12 protein-coding genes are annotated in these 20,225 nt (G+C 70.0%); 8 read left to right on the plus strand and 4 right to left on the minus strand.

The window, feature by feature from the left end; translation table 11 throughout:
* Window positions 1-102 precede the first annotated feature (102 nt).
* From ENSA7_RS15860 to ENSA7_RS15870, 3 genes are all read left to right on the plus strand, one after another.
* Window positions 103-1,239, plus strand: a complete 1,137-nt coding sequence (locus tag ENSA7_RS15860; protein ID WP_106090131.1) for a DNA polymerase III subunit — start codon at window positions 103-105, stop codon at window positions 1,237-1,239.
* Window positions 1,240-1,244: 5 nt separating this feature from the next.
* Complete coding sequence (locus ENSA7_RS15865) at window positions 1,245-2,306, plus strand: HEAT repeat domain-containing protein (RefSeq protein ID WP_106090132.1); 1,062 nt, start codon at window positions 1,245-1,247, stop codon at window positions 2,304-2,306.
* A 354-nt stretch (window positions 2,307-2,660) separates the two neighbouring features.
* Complete coding sequence (locus tag ENSA7_RS15870) at window positions 2,661-3,005, plus strand: hypothetical protein (protein ID WP_106090133.1); 345 nt, start codon at window positions 2,661-2,663, stop codon at window positions 3,003-3,005.
* Between the two features lie 68 nt (window positions 3,006-3,073).
* Here ENSA7_RS15870 and ENSA7_RS15875 read toward each other — a convergent pair whose 3' ends face one another.
* The 3 genes from ENSA7_RS15875 to ENSA7_RS15885 all read right to left on the minus strand — a co-directional run bounded on the left by ENSA7_RS15875 (window position 3,074) and on the right by ENSA7_RS15885 (window position 6,365).
* Entirely contained in the window at window positions 3,074-4,486 is a 1,413-nt protein-coding gene (locus ENSA7_RS15875) for a LysM peptidoglycan-binding domain-containing protein (RefSeq protein WP_106090134.1), read from the minus strand.
* A gap of 13 nt (window positions 4,487-4,499) precedes the next feature.
* The gene (gene ybgF / locus ENSA7_RS15880) at window positions 4,500-5,546 is read right to left on the minus strand and encodes a tol-pal system protein YbgF (protein ID WP_106090135.1); all 1,047 of its coding nucleotides are present in this window, start codon (window positions 5,544-5,546) and stop codon (window positions 4,500-4,502) included.
* A gap of 171 nt (window positions 5,547-5,717) precedes the next feature.
* A complete protein-coding gene (locus tag ENSA7_RS15885; RefSeq protein WP_146157740.1) occupies window positions 5,718-6,365 on the minus strand; it encodes a hypothetical protein in 648 nt (215 codons plus the stop codon).
* A 174-nt stretch (window positions 6,366-6,539) separates the two neighbouring features.
* On the opposite strand from ENSA7_RS15885, the gene ENSA7_RS15890 reads away from it, so the two are divergent.
* Both ENSA7_RS15890 and ENSA7_RS15895 read left to right on the plus strand, forming a co-directional pair.
* Entirely contained in the window at window positions 6,540-8,387 is a 1,848-nt protein-coding gene (locus ENSA7_RS15890; RefSeq protein ID WP_106090137.1) for an IucA/IucC family protein, read from the plus strand.
* 31 nt (window positions 8,388-8,418) lie between these two features.
* A complete protein-coding gene (locus ENSA7_RS15895) occupies window positions 8,419-10,242 on the plus strand; it encodes an ABC transporter substrate-binding protein (RefSeq protein WP_106090138.1) in 1,824 nt (607 codons plus the stop codon).
* 12 nt (window positions 10,243-10,254) lie between these two features.
* Here the strand turns inward: ENSA7_RS15895 and ENSA7_RS15900 are convergent, their stop codons facing one another.
* Window positions 10,255-11,286 carry an Rpn family recombination-promoting nuclease/putative transposase gene (locus tag ENSA7_RS15900; protein WP_146157741.1) on the minus strand — a complete coding sequence of 344 codons (1,032 nt, stop codon included), beginning with the start codon at window positions 11,284-11,286 and terminating at the stop codon, window positions 10,255-10,257.
* Between the two features lie 326 nt (window positions 11,287-11,612).
* Here ENSA7_RS15900 and ENSA7_RS43695 point away from each other — a divergent pair, with 326 nt between their 5' ends.
* The 3 genes from ENSA7_RS43695 (at window position 11,613) to ENSA7_RS15935 (ending at window position 20,224) form a co-directional block, all read left to right on the plus strand.
* Entirely contained in the window at window positions 11,613-14,156 is a 2,544-nt protein-coding gene (locus ENSA7_RS43695; RefSeq protein WP_181233779.1) for a vWA domain-containing protein, read from the plus strand.
* Window positions 14,157-14,229: 73 nt separating this feature from the next.
* Window positions 14,230-17,487, plus strand: coding sequence for a tubulin-like doman-containing protein (locus ENSA7_RS15930; protein ID WP_181233780.1), 3,258 nt, complete (start codon window positions 14,230-14,232; stop codon window positions 17,485-17,487).
* A gap of 43 nt (window positions 17,488-17,530) precedes the next feature.
* Window positions 17,531-20,224: a hypothetical protein gene (locus tag ENSA7_RS15935; protein WP_146157742.1), complete on the plus strand. Its 2,694-nt coding sequence runs from the start codon at window positions 17,531-17,533 to the stop codon at window positions 20,222-20,224.
* The last annotated feature ends 1 nt before the right edge of the window (window position 20,225 follow it).

The raw sequence follows: 20,225 nt of genomic DNA on the forward strand, positions 1-20,225 counted from the left end.
CGGCCGGCTGGCGCTCCAGTGTGACCGGCTGCGCCGTGCGTAGCAAGCAGCCGCCCCACCCAGGCCTGTCAACTTGGATGCTCAGTGGGCTACGCTTCGCGCGTGAGTCAGGACCACGGGTTCCCGGGCGTCGTCGGCCACGCACGGGTGACAGACATGCTGTCGCGGGCGATCGAGCGCCAGCGCCTGCACCACGGGCTGGTGTTTAGTGGTCCGCGCGGGATCGGCAAGGCCACGCTCGCGCGCGGGCTCGCCTGCGCGCTGATCTGCGACGTGGCGCCCGCCCGCGGCTGCGGCAGCTGCGATGCCTGCCGCCGGCTGCTCAGCGGCCGCCACACCGATCTGCGCCGGCTCGAGGGACAAGGCAAGACCAACACGATCGCGGCCGAGCCCGCCCGCGAGGTCGCGCTGCGGAGCCAGCACGCGCCGTTCGAGGCCCGCGCCCACCTCATCATCATCGATCCGGCCGATCGCATGCACCCGCGCGCTGCAGCGGCGCTGCTCAAGTCGATCGAGGAGCCCAGCGCCGGGGTGTACTGGACGCTGATCGGGGCCAACCGCAGCGACATCCTGGACACGATCCTCAGCCGCTGCATGACGATTCCGCTGGAGGGCCTGTCGCTCGCCGACACCCGCGCGGTGGTGCTCGCCGAGCTCGCGCGGGATTCAGCCGGCGATCCGATCGACGACGCGCGCCGCGAGCTGGCGATCTCGCTCGCAGATGGCAGCCCAGGCGTCGCGTTGGAGCTGCTGCGCGACCCCAGCCTCGAGCCCACACGCGAGCTGCTCGCCGCGACCTTGCGGGCGCTCGAGCTCGGCCCGCCAGCGGTGTTCTCGGGTGAGCGGTCACCGCTGTGGTCGGCCTGGAACACCGCCGTGCTCGCGACCGCGGATCCCTCGGCGGCTCCAGACGACGGCGACGACGATGAAGACGAGGTCGTCGTGGTCAAGTCCAAGCGCAAGCCCAAGAAGGCCAAGAAATCGAAGAAGTCCAAGTCCGACTCCAAGGCCAGCCCCGGGCGCCAGCGGGCCATGGCCGGGCGCCTGGCCGAGCTGTGGCTGCTGCACTTGCGCGAGCTCCTGCTCGGCCGCGAGGGCCTGCACGGGATGCCGCGGCTCCACACGGACTCGGCCACGGCCAGCCACATGCAGTCGATTCAGCAGTTTCAGACCAACCTCGCGCGCAACCCCAACGTGCGCCTCAACTTCGAGCAGCTGCTGCTGTCGCTGGGGGGCTAGCGAGCATGGCCGAGCTGACCCTCGCGGCCGCGTTGCGAGACGCCAACGCCGACCACCCGGAGGTTCGCAGCGTGGCGATCCGCAGCCTCGCCACCGCGCTGCTCGACGAGCTGGGCATGCGTCCGCCGGCCTGGTGGGATCTGATCGAGCACGCGCAACGCGACGCGGTCGCGGCCGCGCTCGAGCTGGCGTGCGACGACGCGGCGCCACAGAACGCCGCGCTGGCCCGGGTCGGGCTGGCCGAGCTCGCCGCCCCGATCGCCCACGACCGCGCGCTCGAAGCCCTGGCCGCCGATCGAGACGACGACGCGGCCATGTTCTCCCGCGAGTGCGGGGTCATCTCGCTGTCGCTGCTCGGCGCCGCCGCCCGCAGCTTCATCGACGCGCCGGTCAGCGCCGCCTCGCCGGCCGAGCGCGAGCGCGCCGTCGCGCTGGTTGGGCAGGTGACCGCCGAGCTCCGCGAGCTGCTCGCTGACGCTCGCGCTGACGTTCGGTTTCAAGCTGGCCCGGCCCTGGTCGAGGTCGGCGGGGAGGCGGTCGAGCCCGAGCTGCTCGCGGCGCTCGAGCGCGAGACCCACGAGCAAGTGCGGGCCAACTTGATCGCCGCGATCTCGCTGCTCGATCCACCCAGCCCCGCCGCGTGTGACGTGCTCGCTGCGGTGCTCGACTCCGACGAGGGCAAGGGGCAGATCGGCTGGGAGGCGGCCATGACCCTGACCGCCGCGCGCCGACCCGAGGGGGCCCCGCGACTGATCGAGGGGCTGCGCCGCCGGGAGACCCGTGACCGCGCCCTCGAGGCGATCGCCGTGCTCGGCAGCAGCGCGCCGCCCGAGGCGATCACGGCCGTGCGCCGCTACTCGACCGGCTTCATGGTCCCGATCTTCACGCGGGTGCGGGCCGCCTACGCGCTCGCCCGCATCGATCCCGAGCGCGGCCTCAGGCTGCTCGATCGCCTGGCCAAGCACCCGCGCCCGGCCGTGCGCGAGGCCGTGGCCGAGGCCCGCGCGGCCCTCGAGCAGCTCGCCGATCCAGCGCCGACTCGCGATGACGCCTACCGCCGAGACTGACCCGCCGCGATGTCGGGCGCGTGGCGTGAATTCGCGCGCCCTGTAATCAATACACTCAGACGGTAAATCGTCCTTTGGTACACCAGCGTGTCACGTGACCGCGCGTCGTGGCTGTGTGCTGCGCCCCCGCGCCCGAATTCGGGCCCCTATTCAATACACCCTGTCCGAAAGACCAATAGGGTGTCGAAATCGATCAGTCTGCACACATCCACCGATAGCGTGCACATTGCCAAAACAGGACGCTACACCCAGGTTTCCGTCAGTTCAGCGAAAGATCCGCTGACAGTGAACCGAGTGTAAAACAACCACAAAATCGCGCTTGTCATCGATGGTTTGAACGGTAATGGTCATTGCGTGGCGCTCGACTCTTTCAAGTTTCACCTGCGGCGCGGCCACCTGCGCCTGCGCTTCTCGGATGGTCACGGTCGTGACCTCGAGGGTCGCGCGGTGATGCCGATGGTCGCGTTCGCGTCGGATCTGGTCGCCGAGGTGGTCCGGCGCAAGCGCGGGCAGCTGCGCGGGTTGAGCGTCGATCTAGGCCGGGGAGTCCTCAGCGCCACGGTCGACGGCCACGCCGGCACCGAGGTCGTGCGGATCGACGGGCCCGACTTCGAGACGACCGTGCGCCCGAGCTCCGGACCCCTGATCGAGTGGGCCGAGTACCACTTCGACGCCACCCCTGCCGCCGAGCGCTGCTGAGCTGTTATCAGCTGGGGCCAGGCTGTTATCAGCTGGGGTCAGAAGCCTGACCCGAGCTGATAGAAGCCTCACCCGCCGCCGAGCCGTAGCTCGCCGGACGCCTCGGCCTCGCCGTCGCCGCTGCTCGCTGACCCCTTGGCCGCCGCGTTGTTGCTGCGCCGCTCGTCGCGGGTGCCGGGATCGTAGGGATCGAAGTCGGGCGGGGTCTCGCCCTCGGCGATCAGCTCGACGTGATCGCCGGTCACGATCTCGCGCAGGGACTCGGTGACCACCGTCAGGGCGCTGTCGCCCTCGATCTGGAGCACCAACAAGCTCGCGTACACCCGCCGCGGATGGCCCTTCTCGTAGGGCTGATGCAGGCGGTGATCGGGCGTGTAGGCGTCGCCCTTTTGGACCACCTCGAGGGTGTTGCCGCGGCGGACCCCGTCGGAGGCCCCGATGTTGATGATCACGAACTGCGCCTCGCCGTTGATGGTGTGCTCGCGGATCGTCTCGACCACGAGTCCGTTGATCGTGACCTCGTTGGCGGTCGGGCCGACCCGCGCGAACCGGGTCTTGAGCTCGCCGACCCGCTGACCACGCTCGACCGGGCGGACGGAGTCGACGATCTCGGCCTCGGCCGACTTGTCGGCGACGCTGCGCACGTAGACCTCGCCGACGACCTCGACGAGCCAGCCGATCCGCTTGCCCTGCTTGAGCTTCTGCTTCTTGCCCTTGACCTTGATGTCGTAGACAGGCGTCTTCTTGCGATAGACGCTCAGGCGCTCGCCGGGGATCGGCGGGTTCTCGGGCTTGTAGTCGATGTACGCGGTGTCCAGCGTCCCCATCATGATCCCAGGCTCGGCGCCGCCCGTGATCTCCATGGCCTTGTCGATCTCTTCTTCGTCGATGAACGCGTAGCGCTCGAGCAGATAGGTCTGGCTGCCACCCTTGCTGGGGTTGTAGGACTTCGCGTAGCCGAGCCCGCTGTCGTCTCCGGTCGCAGACTCGTAGGGATCCGTGAGCCGAATCCGGTCGCCTGGGAAGATCCAGTGGGCGTTGGTGATGTGCGGGTTGTACGACCAGATCTTCGGCCACAGGTACATGTCGCCGTAGTAGTAGGCGCAGATCTCCGACAGCGTGTCGCCCTCTTCGACGATGTGGAAGTCGGGGGTGCCGTCGCCCCAGTCGTCGCTGGTGTACAGTCCGGCGTCGATGATGTCGTAGCCGACTCGATCGCCGGCCCCGGTCGCGCCGTAGGTCTGATCGGCGGCCTGCGAGCGTGAGCGATCGAGCAAGCCTGGATCGGCGGTGGTCGACGGGTCGAACTCGCCCTGGGGTGGCGGCGAGAACCCGCCAACGCCGACGCTGGTGGTCCCGCGCGTGGACGCCGGGTTGTCGCCGGCTGGCGGGCCAGCGAAGGCGGGGCCGATCAGCGGGAGCTGGGCGGCGGCGAACAGCAGGACCAGACCGGGGACACTCGAGCTTGACGAGATGCGCATGGGGCTCCGAACTTCAGTCGCCGAGGTCGGCGAGCTTGCGCTTGGCGATCTTGCTGGCCTCCGCGCGCGGGTACGCGGCGACGAGCTGGGTGAGGACATCGCGGGCGTTGGCAGCATCGCCAAGCCGGCCGTAGCACAGCCCGATCTTGAGCAGCGCGTCCGGGGCCTTGTTGCCGCCGCCGTAACGCTCGACGACGGTGGTGAAGGCCGCGAGCGCGTCGGCGTAGTGGGCCTGATCGTAGGCGGCCTCACCTTGCCAGTAGAGCGCGTTGTCAGCGTAGTCGTGGTTGGGGTGGGCACCGACGATCGCGGCGAAGGCCTGCTCGGCGTCGGCGTAGCGACCGTCTTTGTAGACGGCCATCGCGGCCTTGTAGTCCTTGGCCACGCCCGAGTCGCGGTCGCTGGGACCCGCGCTGGCGGTGGGCTTGCGCTGCGTGGCCTGGACCAGCTTGCTGCCGACCAGGCGATAGCTGGCGGGCTCGCCAGCTGCGTCGTCGGGCGCGTCCACGTAGTCGTTGTCGTCCTGGTCGTCACCGCCACGAGCGTCGACGACGTAGCTGCTGCCGTGCTGCTCGGGCGCGCCGCTGTTGGGCAGCGGCGACAGCGTGATCGAGCCCTTCGAGCGTCCGGGGTTGCCCGCCGGCTGGGCGCTCGGCTTCGCGACGTTTGTGGCCTGGGCGGACCGGCGCTCGTTGGGCGTGAGCTTGACGACCGGCAGCTCGCGGGGACCGTCGTACTCGGAGGTCTCCCACGCGCCGTCGTCGGGACCGGCAGCGGCCCCGTAGCTGTCGTAGCCGGTGGTGCCGAGGCTGGTGCTGCCCCAGCTCTTGCCGCCGCCGTTCTCGAGCAGGCGGACCCGCTCTTCGAGGCCCTGCACGCGGTTGCGCAAGGCTGCGTTCTCGCGGCGCAAGAGGTCGACCCCCGACTCGCTCTGGACGACCTCGGGGGTCGCGGTCTGGGCCTTGGCGTGGTCACAGCCGGCGGCGAGCAGCGGCAGCGCGACGCCAACCAGCGCCGCGGCGGCGCGTGAGAGTGAGGGTCGACGTTGCTGAACCGGCATGCAGTACCTTGGCGGGCGAGCCCGCGTCGCGGCGCCATGCCCAAGCGGCAGTCGGCACCAGCGTGGGATCAGGCTAGCAAGCGCGCGGCCATGCGAGAAAAAACCCACGAAGCTTGGCCACTGCGGCTCCCTACCCGGCGATGCTGCGAGCCCCGTGCAGGCTGCGCCCGGTCAAGCGCCCAGGGCTGCCCGGCGAAACGGGGCCCCGCTCGAGCCCCGCGCGAGCGCCCGCCGATGCGCTCGCAGCTGCCGATTGAGGCTGTTCCAGCGGCGAATGTCAGCCTGAACGCCGAGATCGTCCTGAACCGCTCGCTCGGCGATCTGGCGGCGGTGCGCGGCCACGCCCTCCCCCACCCGCATGCCCAGGTTGTCGCCGCCGACCAGCAGACAAACGGTGATCGCCGTGAGCATCAACCCGCCGACCACCGGCATCTGGACACCGGCCGCGAGCCAACAAAACCCCGCACCGACCGCCGCGCTGATCACGGCAGCGATCCAACGCGAGCGACGGATCGCCCGCTTGCCAGAAGCCTCGGCGACCACCATTCGCTGCGATCGAGCGCTGGCCACAGCACGAATCAATACGGCGTCCCGCCGATCGCTCCGCTGGGGGTCGTCCCGATCACAGCACAGCTCGACGCACCCCTCGAAGTCACCTCGTCGCACGTGCAGCCGCACCATCGCGTCGCTGCAGGTCTCGGTGCGGATCTGGTAGCCCAGCCGACGAGGAAACAGGTGACTCCACGCGCCCTCGAGTTCGGTGACGAGGGACTGGAAGTCGTGGGCGATCTGGGCCCGCATGCATCCAGTGCGCGTCACCGCCCAAGCGACCTCGCGCGCACCATCCATATGGCCAACGTAGGCTGGTTCGGCCGCCTCGTCCACTTGGAGTTGCCGACGGCACGGTGACCGCGCACCCAGCGCGCGGCGCCGAGCGGTCCGTGCGAGCGGACTGGGGTGCTGACGAACTGGGGCTGCCGCAGTACGGTCGCCATGTTGCCCCAGCCACGCCACGGTCTCGAGACTCCGACAGCGAGGGTCCTGGCCCACGAGGCGGCGGCGTGGCGGCGATGGATGGTCGTGCTCGGCCACGGTCCGCTGCGCGAGCTCGCCGATCCCTCGGTCTGGCGATCTGGATTGCTCGAGCGGGCGTGGCGTGGCGCCGTCCGAGAGACCGCGGCCCGGGTGTTGCTTGCGGGCGCTCGCGAGCAGCTGCTCGACGGCGACGACCGCAGCGACGCGCTGCAGGTCGAGCTCGAGCGCGGACCGCTGGTGCTCCCGCTGCGACGGCGCGGTCCGTTTGGACTGCACTGGCCCGAGCTCGACCCCCGCGTGATCCGGGTGCTCGACCCCCGCGTGGACGATCCCCTCGATCTGATCGAGCAGCTGAGCGTGCGCGCCGGCCTGGACCCGCAAAATCGCGCTCGAGTGAGCCTGGAGCTGCTCAATTCGCTCGTCAACCTGGCCCAGGCCCGCGTCGCCGATGAACTCAGACAGCAACTCGCCCGCGCCCGCGCCCGGTCCCCCGCTCAAAGCTCCGCCGATCCGCGCTTCGAGGACCCCGAGCAGTTCGTGACCGACGGGCACCCGTGGCATCCCATGACCCGCACGCGCCTGGGGCTGAGCCGCGCAGCGGTGGTTCGTCACGCGCCCGAGCAGCTGGCCTCGACCTGGGTCGGCTGCGTCGACATCGAGGCCGAGCTGGTGCGGGTCGCTGGCGACTGGGCCGACGAGTCTGCGCGGTGGTTCGGAACGCCACCGCCAGGGTTCGTGCGCGTCCCGATCCATCCGGCCTCGCCACCGAACCTGCGCCGACTGTTTGGCCCGCTGTTCGAGCGCGGCGCGATCCGAGCGGTCGAGCGGCCGTCGCTGCCGTGCCGCTCGTTGCTGAGCTTGCGTACGGTCGCGCTCGCGCCCACCCGGCACCTCAAGCTGGCGTGCCCCGTGCACACGACCTCGACGCGGCGCCAGGTCTCGCCCATGAGTGTGCACAACGGACCACAGCTGTCGCGCCTGATCGCGAACATCCAGCGACGCGATCCGCAGACGGCGGCGCTGCGGCTGTTGCCAGAGCCGGCGGCCGCTGGGCTCGAGCCCGATCGGGTTGGCCCCAGCGCGGGCGAGCTCGGCGCAATCTTGCGCGTGGTCCCCCCGCTGGACCCAGGCGAACACGGTTGGGTGTGCGCAGCGATCGGCGAGCGGTGGCCAGGGACCGACGAGCTGGTGCTCGAGCGAGCGTGCACCGGGTACCCAGGCGGGCGAGTCGAGCGGGTCACGGCCCTGATCGACGCGTGGATCACCAAGCTGGTCCCGCCGGCGCTGCGACTGTTCTCGATCTACGGGATCGCCCTGGAGCTGCACGCACAAAATACCCTCGCGCATGTGAAGGACGGTCGGCTGGTCGGGATCTGGGTTCGCGACCTGGGCGGCGTTCGGATCCACACCCCGCGCCTGGCCGAGCTGCCGAACATCCAGGCGCCGAGCTTCGCGGACCGCTCGTTCATCCTCACCGACGATCTGGACGAGGTTCGCGGCAAGCTCGAGCACACCCTGTTTCACGCGCACCTGACCTGTGTATTCGCCGCCGCTGGCCGGCTGGGGCTCGATGAGCGCGAGTGTTGGGCCAAGCTGCGCGGCTGCGTGACAGACTGCTACGCGCGCTGGGGATCCGAGCTTGACGCGAGCGAGGCTCGACGCCGCCGGCTGGCCACGGATCTCGACGCGCTCACGCAGCCGCAGGTCCGGGCCAAGGCGCTGCTCCGCATGCGGCTGTTCGAGCGCAGCTCGACCTACGACTACACGAGGGTCGACAACATCGTGTCTGGCCACCAGCCGTATTGACTCGCGCCTCGGCATCGCCGAACTAGTCCGGATGCCGGCTCGGCAACGCGAGCGTGCGAGGCGACGCCGCCAGCGAGCGCGAGCGGTCGCGAGCGCCACGCTCGGCGCGCTGCTGCTCGCTGGCAGCCTTGGCGGCTTGGCCTGGGTCGGGGCTGCCCAAGCCCCCACGAGCGGCGCGCGTGAGCGGGGGCCGAGCTCGCGGGAACAGGCGCTGAGCGCCGCCGACATCTCTCCGCTCGAGCCGATCGTCATCGCGCTGCCGCAGCTGCCCCGCAAGTTCGACCCGCTCGACGAGATGGAGCCGTGGGCCGAGCGCATCGCCGACGACCTGATCTTCGAGGGCCTGGTCCGACGCACGAGCGATCGCTACCCGTGGGTCGAGCCCGCGATCGCCGATCGCTGCGAGGTCGACCGTGAGCTCGCGGTGCTGACGATCAGCTGCCACATCCCCACGGGAATTCGGTTTCACGACGGCAGCGAGCTGAGCATGACGGACGTCGAGTACTCGCTGCGCTACTGGCTGCACGAGCATCGCAGCGACGCGCTGCAGCGACGCGGGCTCGCCAACTACGAGCGGGTCGAGATCGTCGACGGCCCGGCCGAGGGGCGCGACCGAGGGCGGTGGGTCAAGCTCCGCTTCAACAAGCCCGAGCCGCTCGCGCTCGAGGCGATCAGCGCGATCAAGATCGTCCCGATCGCGGCGCACAGCCGTCGCGCGTCTCAGTTCACGCGGGCGCCGATCGGCACCGGGCCCATGCGCCTGACATCACTCGAGACCGATCGCATCGTGCTCGAGCGGTTTGACGACTACCGCGACCCGCGGCGGCAATCGCCCACGCGCAAGCTGGTGGTTCGAGCGATCAACGACGGCGCGGCCGCGCTGACGGCTCTGCGCCGCGGCGACATCCACCTGCTGGCCCAGGTCGCCCCGCACCACGTGCCCGTCGAGCTCGGCAGGCCCGGCATGTCTGCGCGCCTGTATGCGTGGTTGGTGAGCCCGGCCAGCTACGACGTGTTGCTGTGGAACCTGCGCAAGGGCGTGTCCGCGAACCCTGGCGTTCGGGCGGCCCTGCACGACGCCGTGCCCTACGCCGCGATCGCCCGGCAGATCTACGACGCCCCCGGTCTGCCGACCCAGGCACCCGTCGATCTGCACGAGCCGGCGCCGATCGACCTCGAGCTGCTCGCCGGGATCAGGATCGGCGAGCCGCTGCGCGCTGGGTTGCTGCCGAGGCCCCCGCTCGAGGCCGATCGACGCGGATCCGAGCGGGCCGCCGCTGGCCTCGATGCGCTGGGGTTCCGGGCCCGGGCCAAAGGCATGCGGCGTGGTCCCGGCGGACCGCTGCGGGTGATCTTGGCCTGGGACGGAGACGAGGGGCGGGCGAGCTCGATCGGCACGGCGATCCGCCGAGCCTGGCAGATGATCGGGGTCAGCTCGCCCGACACGTCGACCTCATGGCGGTATCTGCTCTCGGTCTTGAGCCGCGGCGACTTTCGGGTGGCCATGCTCCACTTTGGCGGTCACAGCGACGAGGACCTGTTTCACATGTTCCACTCGCGCGGGGCCCTCAACGTAGCTGGCGTCGCGGACGAGCAGCTCGACGCCGCGCTCGACGACTACCGAGCCGCCCTCGACCGACGCGCCCGCGATCTCGCCAAGGTTCACATCGCCGAGCGCCTCGCCGAGCTGCGCGTGGTCTCGGTGCTCTACGCACCCGCGCACGTGATGCTGAGTTCGCGTCGGCTGACGCAGATCGAATTTGTCGATGACCTGCCGCGGCTCGACACCCTGGCGCTGACCAGCGGGGCGCTCGATTGGGGCAACAACGGGGGGTTCTGCGTGACGTGTGAGTAGCGGTGGCCCAGCTCAGGCGGCGAACACTGCCTCGATCGTGTCGGCGCTGAGGATCCGCTCGGCGTAGCGATCGAGCTCCGCTTCGGTCGCCGCCGCGACGAGAGCGACGTACTCGGGCGTCAGCTCACCGAACTTGAGAACCAGCTGCTTTTGAAGCAATCCGACCCGGCCCTCTTGTCGACCTTCTTGGCGACCTTCTTGGCGACCTTCTTGTCGGCCTTTTTGGATGCCCTGCTTCAGACCCTCTTGGTGTAGCTCTTCGGCGAACGTCATCGCAATTTTCTCCGTGTGGGGGATCAGCTCACGAAGCTTGGCACAAAAGCGCTTGAAATGCACCGTCCCGCAGACCTGCGAAATGTACCGAAAACATTGCGTGACGGCATCCCACCCATCGGGGGTACACCGCACTCGATCGAGGATGTCCGCCCACTGCTCGAGATTTCGCAGCAGTTGCTCACCGTCACGAGCGTCACGCAGCAGCCACAGCGCGACCTTGGGAAACGCAGCGAGCGCCCACTCATGCAGATCCTCATCGCTGACATGGCTGAGGTCTTTGATCAGCAGCGAAAAGCTGGGCATCAGCGGGGCCAGGCCTGGCATGGATGTCGGGTCCGGGTTGAACAGCTGGCCGAACGACACTGGGGCCGTCCAGCCGCCGGGCGCATGGGTCACGACAACCGGCACGACTAGCGGCAGCGGCACGCCCGCGTCGCGGAAGTACCGATCCCAAATTCGCCCGAGGTAATTGAGCATCCGCAGCGGCATCGCCGGGTGGTTGGTGCTCTGGTGTTCGATCAGCACGTACACCAGCGCTGGCGTGTCGCCGAGCATGACCGAGAACAGCAAGTCGGAGTGGGTATCGGCCAGCGCTGGATCGATGAAGTCGCCAGGCTGCAACGTGAGGGTGTCCCACGCCATGGCGGTAACGAGCGCTGCTGGCAGAATTTCGCGCAGCAAGGCCTCGGCGTGGACGGGGATGTGAAAGGCGGCCTTGAACAGGGCGTCGTGTGGTCGAACGAGGGCGTCGTGCGGTCGTGAAGTCATGGCCACCGTGGTAGCAAGCCGGGCTGCGGCGACTCGCTCGAGCTCCCGATGTTCGGGGATCGAAACCTGCGTGAACGCGCTCGTACAGCCGATCTAGAGAGGGCGCGAGACCAGGCTTTGGGGCGAGGTGGCCCAGATCCGGGCCACCCCGAGGTCCGCAGCAGCAGGATCAATTTTCGCTCCCAGACGACCGCTACTCTAGACTCAGCGACAATTCTAAACGCTTGCGCGCCCCGGTAATTGATCCGAACCTATCGCCAGTTGCACGTCGCAACTCGCCTACCGTGAGCTCCCCTTCCGCCAGCGCTCCTCGTCCGAGGGCCCCCGTGCGTTCGGCAGTGATCCGGGGCCTGGCGGCGATCGTCGCGCTGGTCCTGCTCGTGTGGCCGGCCGCTGTCCGAGCACAGACGTGGGGCCAGTACCTGGTCGTGATCGACGACTCGGGCAGCATGGACACCAACGATCCCGATCGCTTGGTCATGCTGGCCTCGCTCGCGCTCGCGGCTACGCTCAGCGACGCGGACCAGGTCATGATCGTCGGGCTCAACGAGCTCGCGGGCGGCGAGACCCAGACCGCGCGCTTCGTGTCACCGCGTGAGCTGCTCGCCGAGCGCGACGGCGGCGAGGGGCAGCGCGCGCTCGCTGGCGCGCGGCTCGACAGCATGGCCCGGCACGAGGGCGCGACGCCGTGCAAGCAGGCGCTCGATCGCGCCGCAACGATTCTCGAGAGCGTGGCGGCGGCCGGCGCTCCGCAGACGCTGCTGATGTTGACGGACGGCGCCTGCACCCGCCCGATCGATCCCGCTCAGACCTGGCTGGCCCGGCTCCGCAGCCACGCCGAGGGCCGGTTTCGCTTCGCGCTGCTCAGCAAGAACCAACGCAATGAGCGGCTCGATCCGGCCCTGGTCGAGTACGCGACCGCGACAGGCTGGACAGCCGACCCCAAGATCGAGTTCGACTCGCGCTCGCTGCTGCGCGCGTTCGCGGAGGTGCTGTCGTTCTCCCGCGGGCTGCGCTACGACGACGGCGGGCGGGTCGGCCTCGAGCGCAGCTTCGCGGGCGCCCGCGAGGTCCGGGTGCTCGCGGTCAGCACCGAGGGCCGCGCGCCGATCACCTTGGCGTTCACCGACGCGAGCATGGACTCGCGCGAAGATCCGCTGACCGGCGGCCCCACCTTCAAGCACGCCGAGTTTGGCTGGAGCCTGCGGGTGGCCAGGACCGGCGCGCACGAGCTGCCGTTCGCGGTCCGGTCGCCCGACGCCGGGGTCGAGGTGCTGGTCATCCCTAGCTACGGCGCCCTGCAGATCGAGGCGGTGGTCGGTCCGTGCGAAGCCGACGAGCCCCCGCCGCTGCCGTGGACGCGCGAGCGAGCGGTGCGCTCGGGCCAGCCGGCCTGTGCATGGGCCCGACTGGTCGGGGATCGCGGCGAGACCATCCACCCGACCCACTCCTTCAACTTCGAGCTCGAACTATGCCAGGACCCGGCCTGCTCGGCGCCCTCGGCCATGCAGCCGGACCAAGACGGCAGCTTCAACGCGCAGCTGGGGGTCATGCCCGAGGGGCGGACCGAGCGGTGGTTCCGGGCCCGGGGCGGCGCGCTGGCAGCCCCGCTCATGGTCCAGCGTGGGATCCAGGCTGTCGCGTTTGGGATCACGGCGGTCGCCCGCGCCGACCAGCCCGACAAGCCGATCGACGGGCTCGAGCTCGGGGTCCTGCCGCAGGCGCTGCCGCAGGTGGTCACGCTCGAGCTCTCGGGCAGCTTCCCCGACGGCAGCGAGGCCGACGTTCGCTGCGAGGTCGCTGGCGACGCGGGCCAGACCAACCTGCTCGCGGGCGAGCTCGCGTGCCTGCGCTGCGTCCCCACGCCCAGCACCGTCGCACTTCAGGACCCGTTCACGCTGCAGGTCGAGATCCAGGCCACGGCCTTGTGCCCGATGATCTCGGACAAGCTCGGCGAGCTCCCGGTCGCGCTGGATCTGTCGATCACCCCCAAGGATCCCCAGTCCGAAGTAGGCCCACGACGGGTGCCGATCCGCGCGCTGCTGCGGCACGCGGTCATCGAGGCACAGACCGCGCAGGTCACCGGTGGCGAGGCCAGCGAGGTCACCCTTCGCTTCCCGTCGCCGGTCAACGCGAACGTCGAGCTCTCGCTCGAGCCGGGCAGCGAGCTGGCGGCAGAGCTGTCGGCAGAGCTGGCGGCAGAGCTGGCCGACGACCTCCGCGTGGCCCTCGCCCAGTCTACGCTGCGGCTGACGGGTGAGCCGGGCGCGGTCGCCGAGGTCACCGTCTCGCTCACCGCCACCGACTGCTGCTCGACCGGCGATTACCCGTTCACGCTCCACGTCCGCGACGCGGCCGGCGGCCCGCAGCTCGAGATCCCGGTGACCGTCAGCGTGGTCGCCCCCAGCTTCTGGGTGTGCCCGGGCAAGCTCATCCTGAAGTGGAGCCTGGTCGCGCTCGGGATCGGCCTGCTGATCTGGCTGATCCGCGGTTTCACCTCGCCGGCCAAGTTTGCTCAGACGGCGGTGCTCGCCCGGGCCGAGTCCCACGAGGCGCTCGCCAAGCTCAACGACGGCGACGAAGACTGGCGGCTGGTCGCCTCGCTCGAGCCGACCAAGCGCGGCTTCTATGCCCCAGCCACGGTCCACCTCGGCGGGCAAAAGGCCGCCCTCCCCAGCCTCCGCGAGCTCCCAGCCGACGCCCGCATCGAGGCCCGCGGCCACGACAACGCCAGCTTGGTGGTCGAGGCCGAGGGCATCGAGACCTTTAAAGAGTCGTCGGGCTGGCAGCCGCTGCCAGTCGGCGAGCAACCGATCGGCAGCAGCATCGTGCTGCGCCGCGACGACACCTACCTCATGTTCCGGCGCTGACGCGCGCACACGTCAGCCGGAGCTCCGTTCAACCGATTTTCGCCTCAGGTTTCAGGGTTCACAGGAGACAGCGATGCCGATCAGGATCATGCCAGGAGAGGTCACCCCGACTCTATTCGTCGGACTCGGCGGTTCGGGCGGTCGCGCCGTCGGCCGCATCGCCAAGCGTCTGCGCAGCGCGGACGACTTCGAGCTGCAGTACCGCAACCTGGTGCGATTCGTGGCGATCGACACCAACGACGCCGATCTCGCCCGGCTGCGCAAGGGCACCCCGCAGTACGGCAAGGTCGACGAGACCGTGTTGATCAGCGACTTCGACAAGGTCGCGTACTCGAAGCTGCGCCGGGGTGAGTCGTTCGCCGACGCGGATCCCTACTTCACCCAGTGGATCCACGACTGGTACCAGTTCCGCGAAGAGAGCGGGGCCGGGGCCGGGCAGATCCGGATCGAGAGCCGCCTGAGCATGTTCCGGGCGATCGAGTCGGCCGACATGATTCAGAAGCTGTCGTCGGTCACCAACGATCTGCGCAGCCACCTCGACGGCATGCGCCACCAGAGCGCGTCGATCCAGGTGTTCGTGTACTTCTCGGTCGCGGGCGGCACCGGGTCCGGCGGGTTCTTGCCGTTCGCGTACATGATGCGCGACATCCTCGACGATCGCAGCGCGCGGCTGATCGGGTTTGCGATCCTGCCCGAGGCGTTCGAGAGCGTGATCGGCATGAACCGCGACGGCATCTACGCCAACAGCTATGCGGCGCTGAAGGAGGTCGAGCACCTGATGAAGCTCGACACCCAGTACCCGGTCGACGAGATGCCGTTCCACTACGACCCGCGCAACAAGCACAAGGTCTCGGTCTCGCGGCGCCCCTACGACCTCGTGTACCTCGTCGATCGGCCCCAGACCTTCAGCCTCGATGACGTCGGCGAGGCGCTGGCCGACGCGACCTACGTGCAGATCTTCTCGCCGATCATCGGCGATCAGCAGGCCGACTACGACAACTACACCAAGGAGAATCGGCGGCTGTTTCCCGACGCGCTTTGGGATCGCAAAGAGGGCTACTCGGCGTTCTTCGGCACGCTCGGCTCGTCGGTCATGGTCCTGCCGCGCCACGATCTGCTCGAGTACTGCGCGCGCCGATACGCGGCCACGGCCGTGCGCCGCTACGTGCTGCTCGACGATCCGGCCCTGATCTCGCCCAGCCAGCGCGAGCAGTTCAAGCGGTTTGCGCTCAGCCCCACCGAACTCGCGCAGCTGTCCGACGACGCCAAGGCCCGCCGCATCGACGAGAACTTTGGCAACAAGATCCGGCTGCTCGCCGCCCAGCAGGGCATCGAGGGCGGGATCTGGGCGCGCATGGCCAAGCTGCCCGAGCTCGCGCGCAGCAAGTTCACCGCCGCGATCGACAAGGTCCAGACCGAGATGCGCGACCAGACCGCGGGCGTGCGCGAGATCTCGGCCGACCGGATCCTCGACGGCTCGTGGACCCCGGCGGCCAGCCTCAACGCGCTGCAGCGCCAGGTCGCCGAGGGCCGCGAGAAGATCGACAAGCTGGTCCAGCTCGAGCTCGACCGGGTCGCAACCGGCGACTGGTGGACCGAGTTCTTGGCCGCGGCCGGGCCCGACGAGGCCCCCGAGCTCAACCTCTACGAGCAGCGCTTCGTGCTGCTCGACTTCCGCGACTCCAGCGACGGGCCGCTCGCGCCCGCGGCGATCGACGAGCTGCGCGCCCAGGTCCAGCGGCTCGCGTCCGAGTGCGAGCTGGGCAGCGACGGCCGGTTCCGCGGCGAGATGAACACCCAGGCCGCGGAGCTCAAGCGCACCTACGGCGGCTGGGACAAGCTGATCACCCGCAAGGACAAGGACTTCGAGGCCGCGCGCGATCGGGCGGTCTCGCTGTTCAACGACTACGTCGACAAGATCCGGGCCTGGATGGTCAAGGGCGCCGCGCTCGAGTTCCTGGGCGCGCTCGGTCGGGCGGCCGAGCACCTGCGCCGGACCTTCCGCGACATCGAGTCCTCGGCGGGTCGGCTCGCGCAGTCGATCGAAGAGGACGCGCGCCGCTACGAGTTTGACGGCGGCATCGAGGGCCTGCGCAGCGAGGCCAACGAGTACGCGCTCGACGTCGAGCTGCTCCAGCACCCGTCGGCGCGGCTGCGGTTTTGGAGCTGGTACTACACCGATCAGATCGAGAGCCGCGCCGAGCTACAAAACCAAGACGCCGTGCTCGTGGCCCTGCGCGAGGCACTGCGTCCGCGCTTCGACGATCGCGGTGAGACCGTGCGGCCCGACGCGGGGCGGATCGTCGGCGAGATCGTCGATCGCCTGATCGTGATCGCCAAGCAGCGGCTCGAGCCCGAGATCGTCGGCGACGCCAAGGCCGAGGATCCGGCCCGCCGCGCGGGCCTGCGGATCGACGACGCGCTGGCGCTCGAGGCCGCGTACTACGGGCGCCACACCGACGCGCCACGTGCCAACCCGGTCGAGCTGCTCGAGGACCGCCCGCTCAGCCCGGCGAAGCTGTGGAAGGTCGAGCAGGTCCGAACCTACGCGCGCCGCAAGCTCGACCTGGCGATCAACAAGGCCCAGCCGCTGTCGCGCTACCAACCGGAGCTGCGCGGCACGATCAAGCACCCCAACATGCTGCTCGTCGGCCTCCACGAGTCTCTGCGCCACGGGATCTTTCACGACATCTACACCGAGGCGACCGGCAGCGAGTCGCAGGAGCTCGAGTGGCCCGACTCGCACCGGATCGTGTTCTACCGGTCGATCCTCGGGGTCCCGCTGTACTGCTTCCCGCACATCAACGACGACATGAAGGCCGCGTATCGGCGGTTCCAGGGCCAGCGGGAGCAAGCGTGGCCGCTGCACATCGATCACCACTGGGAGCGGCTGCCGGACCTCGACCCCGAGGACCGCCGCCGCGAGCTCGAGGCCGTCGAGGCCCAGCGTCGGGTCTCGGTCGTCGCGCTGGCCCTGGGGCTCGCGCGCGGGGTGGTCGAGCAGCTGCAAGCGCCGGGGAGCGGCACCCGCTCGTTCAGCCTGCGGGTCCGCGATGACCGAGCGCTGCCGCTCGGCGAGGGCATGCTCGGGGCCGCCGACGCCCTGTTCGCGCTGCGCAAGGACATGCCCGCGGTGTTCGACGGCTGGGTGCAGCCGCTGCTGGCCGACGTCGCCGCGATCGACGAGCCGATCAAGGCCGAGCTCAAGCAGCTCGCGCGCAGCTGGGGCAGCCGCCTGCAGGACCTGGAGCTCGACGGGAAGATCCGCGGGTCCGAGTATCGGGATCTGAACGAGGCCCGAACCATCCTGTCAGGGGTCGTCGGCGACTGAGTGAGGGCGGCGGGGCCCCCCGTCGCGCCTGCTCCGGGCTCGCATGGCATCCCCAATGGTCTACGGCGACGACACCATCGAGCGCGATTGGGCGTCGCGGAGCTTGGAGGTCCCCGCGGTCCTGATCGGGCTCGGCGAGTTCGGGGCCAGTGTCGCCGAGCGCCTGCTCGCCGAGCGCGGGCACGGGCACGAGACCGGACTCCAGGCTGGTCACCAGCTCGGGGTCGTGCGCGCGCGCGTCCACGCGCAGGCCGATGATCAGCCGAGCCTCGCCGATGTCGAGGCGATCACCGAGCTGACCCTCGCGCGGGTCCGCCACGCGCTCGGCCACGCGCGCATGGTCGCGACCCGGGACGCCAGCGCGATCGAGCACCACACGCGGCTGACGATCCTGGTGTTCGCCAGCCTCGGCGAGCCGGAGGTGCGCGAGCATCTGCTGACGATCATGAGCCGCGTGCAGGCCCGCTTGCTCGCCGAGCTCGGCCCGATCTTCGAGGGCTACCGGACCGGCAAGCAGCGCAACGCCGTGATCTTGCCGCTGGTCGCGATGCCGCACCCACCCAGCGACCCCCAAGGCCCGGCGTTGGTCGCCACGGTCCACGCGCTGGTCGCTGCGATCGCCACCACACCGCCACGCCAGCGCGCGATCCCTCAGCTGTACCTGATCGAGGACGTCGCCGAGTTCTCGGTCCTGTCCGAGGCCGAGCTCGGTCAGTGCGTGCGCAACTTCGCGAGCTTGCTGCTGTATGCGGACGTCGGGACCGAGCTGGGGACGGAGCTGGCGGCGAGCTTGCTGCACGGCGACCAGCCCGACGAGCCGCTGGCGAGCTTCGTGTGCGCCGTCGCGGAGTTCCCCCGCCACAAGCTTCGCGCGTACGGGCGCGATCGGGTCGCGCTCGAGTTGCTCGACGCGATCCAGGCCGCGCCGCGAATCGAGTCGAGCCTCAGCGACGCCGACGCGCTCGAGCAGCTCGAGGCGCGATCGTTCGATCGAGGTGACCACGCCGAGATCGCCGAGCGAGACGTCCGCGCGGTGCTCGAGCGCTACGCCCCCAACCTCGATCCCGATCCCCCGCCGCGCTGGTGGGAGCGGCCCGAGCTGCTCGTGGATCGCTACGGCCCGGACCCGGGGGATCCCTCGCTGCTCGACGCAGAGCCCCCCGCGGCGGTGCCCAGCGGCTGGCTCGAGGGCCGGATGCGCGCGATCGAAGCCACCTGGCGGCTGCTGCAGCGCAAGCGCTTTGACGACGTGGTGGCCCGGGATCGAACGGCGATCGAGCGCTGGCGCGACGACCTGCTCGGGCGCCTGCGCAAGCGGATCGATCGCGAGCTGTGGCAAGAGCCCAGCGCCCAGAGTCTGCGCCGCACCGAGGAGCTCGTGGCCAAGCTGCGCCGGGCGTTCGGCGAGCAGCTCGATGACGCCCTGGCCGAGCGCGACCGCGCGCTGCCGGCCGCGCCGCCCGACTTCGAACAGCTTCGCAGCGCCCACGCGTCGATGCTCGACGCCGCCAGGCGCAAGCCCGACCCGCCCCGCATGTTGCTGTGGGCCGTGCTCTCGCTGCTCGGCCTGCTGTTGTTCGTGCCCCCGGTCCTGCGGATGCTGGCCGACGCGCTGTGGATCGATCCCGATCACTGGTACGAGCCGCTGGTTCGCCGCCACGCATGGTTCACCGCGTTGATCGGCGGCGTGATCGGGCTGGGCGCCTGGCTCACCTGGGTGCTGGGCACCGCTCACCTGGCGCTGCTGCGCGCGCTCGAGCGCATGTGGGAGGCGCTCGCCAGCACGATCGCGGGTGGCCGCGGATCGCTGCTCGACTACTTCAGGACCCGGCTGCAGCTGTCGCGGGCGATCGCGCGGGTCGAGTCGCTGCTCGCGGTCCAGGCCTCGCTCGACGCCGACGCGCAGACCCTGCTCTTGATCGACAAGGCCGCCCGCCGGGCGCGCTCGGAGCTGCGCGATAACCTGCGGCAGCTTGGGGTCAAGCTGGGCACCGAGTCGGGTATGGGCGAGCGGGACGAGCTCTCGGGCTTGCTCGGGCGCGGCGGTGAGAGCCTGGTCGAGCCGTTCGTCGGTGACGAGGGATCGGCCGACATCGTCGACTCGCTGGCCTCGGAAGCCCGCGAGAGCCGGGTCCACGACGTGCTCGGGCAGCTCGCTAGCTACTATGGTCGCGGAGATCGCTGGCGCGAGGAGCTGCCGTTCGCCGACCTCGCCCGGCTCCGCGCTGCGGCCGAGCCCCATGCCGCGCCGATCGCCGACTGGGATCCCTTCGCGGGCAGCGAGCGGGCCCAGGCCACCGCCGAGCGGCTCGCCAGCTTCGTTCGTCGCCAGCGGCGATCCCTGGGTGGCGCGTTGAACTTCACCGGCCACGAGGAGCGCGACCCGAGCGGGATCAACCGGCCGTTTTTGCGCAGTGGACACGCGATCGTGCCTCGCGCGGCGCTGGCTCTGGTCGCCGAGCGAGCGGCGGCCGCGTCCGAGCGCACGCCCTTGCGGGCCGGGGTCGAGCGCGATCGTGCCTACTTCGTGATCACGGCCACGGGGATCGCCGCGTCGGCGGTCGCGTCATTGCAGTCATTGCAGTCACAGCAAGCGACCCGTCCGCCTGCGCCGCCCAGCCTGCACGCCACACCGGTGGCCAAGCCCGCCAACGGTGCATTCGCAGCGCCACGCCAGCTTTCAACCGGGCCCGAGCGAGTTGGCGAGGGCGCTGGCGAAGGGGCCAGCGAGCCATGAG

It is taken from the genome of Enhygromyxa salina (assembly GCF_002994635.1).
Lineage (GTDB): Bacteria > Myxococcota_A > Polyangia > Nannocystales > Nannocystaceae > Plesiocystis > Plesiocystis salina_B.

Excerpts from the sequence above, each read along its gene's own strand:
- ENSA7_RS15875 (WP_106090134.1), bottom strand. The coding sequence starts at position 4,486 with ATGCGCATCTCGTCAAGCTCGAGTGTCCCCGGTCTGGTCCTGCTGTTC.
- ENSA7_RS15900 (WP_146157741.1), bottom strand. The coding sequence starts at position 11,286 with ATGACTTCACGACCGCACGACGCCCTCGTTCGACCACACGACGCCCTG.
- ENSA7_RS15930 (WP_181233780.1), top strand. The coding sequence starts at position 14,230 with ATGCCGATCAGGATCATGCCAGGAGAGGTCACCCCGACTCTATTCGTC.
- ENSA7_RS15890 (WP_106090137.1), top strand. The coding sequence starts at position 6,540 with ATGTTGCCCCAGCCACGCCACGGTCTCGAGACTCCGACAGCGAGGGTC.
- ENSA7_RS15865 (WP_106090132.1), top strand. The coding sequence starts at position 1,245 with ATGGCCGAGCTGACCCTCGCGGCCGCGTTGCGAGACGCCAACGCCGAC.
- ybgF (WP_106090135.1), bottom strand. The coding sequence starts at position 5,546 with ATGCCGGTTCAGCAACGTCGACCCTCACTCTCACGCGCCGCCGCGGCG.
- ENSA7_RS15935 (WP_146157742.1), top strand. The coding sequence starts at position 17,531 with ATGGCATCCCCAATGGTCTACGGCGACGACACCATCGAGCGCGATTGG.
- ENSA7_RS15895 (WP_106090138.1), top strand. The coding sequence starts at position 8,419 with ATGCCGGCTCGGCAACGCGAGCGTGCGAGGCGACGCCGCCAGCGAGCG.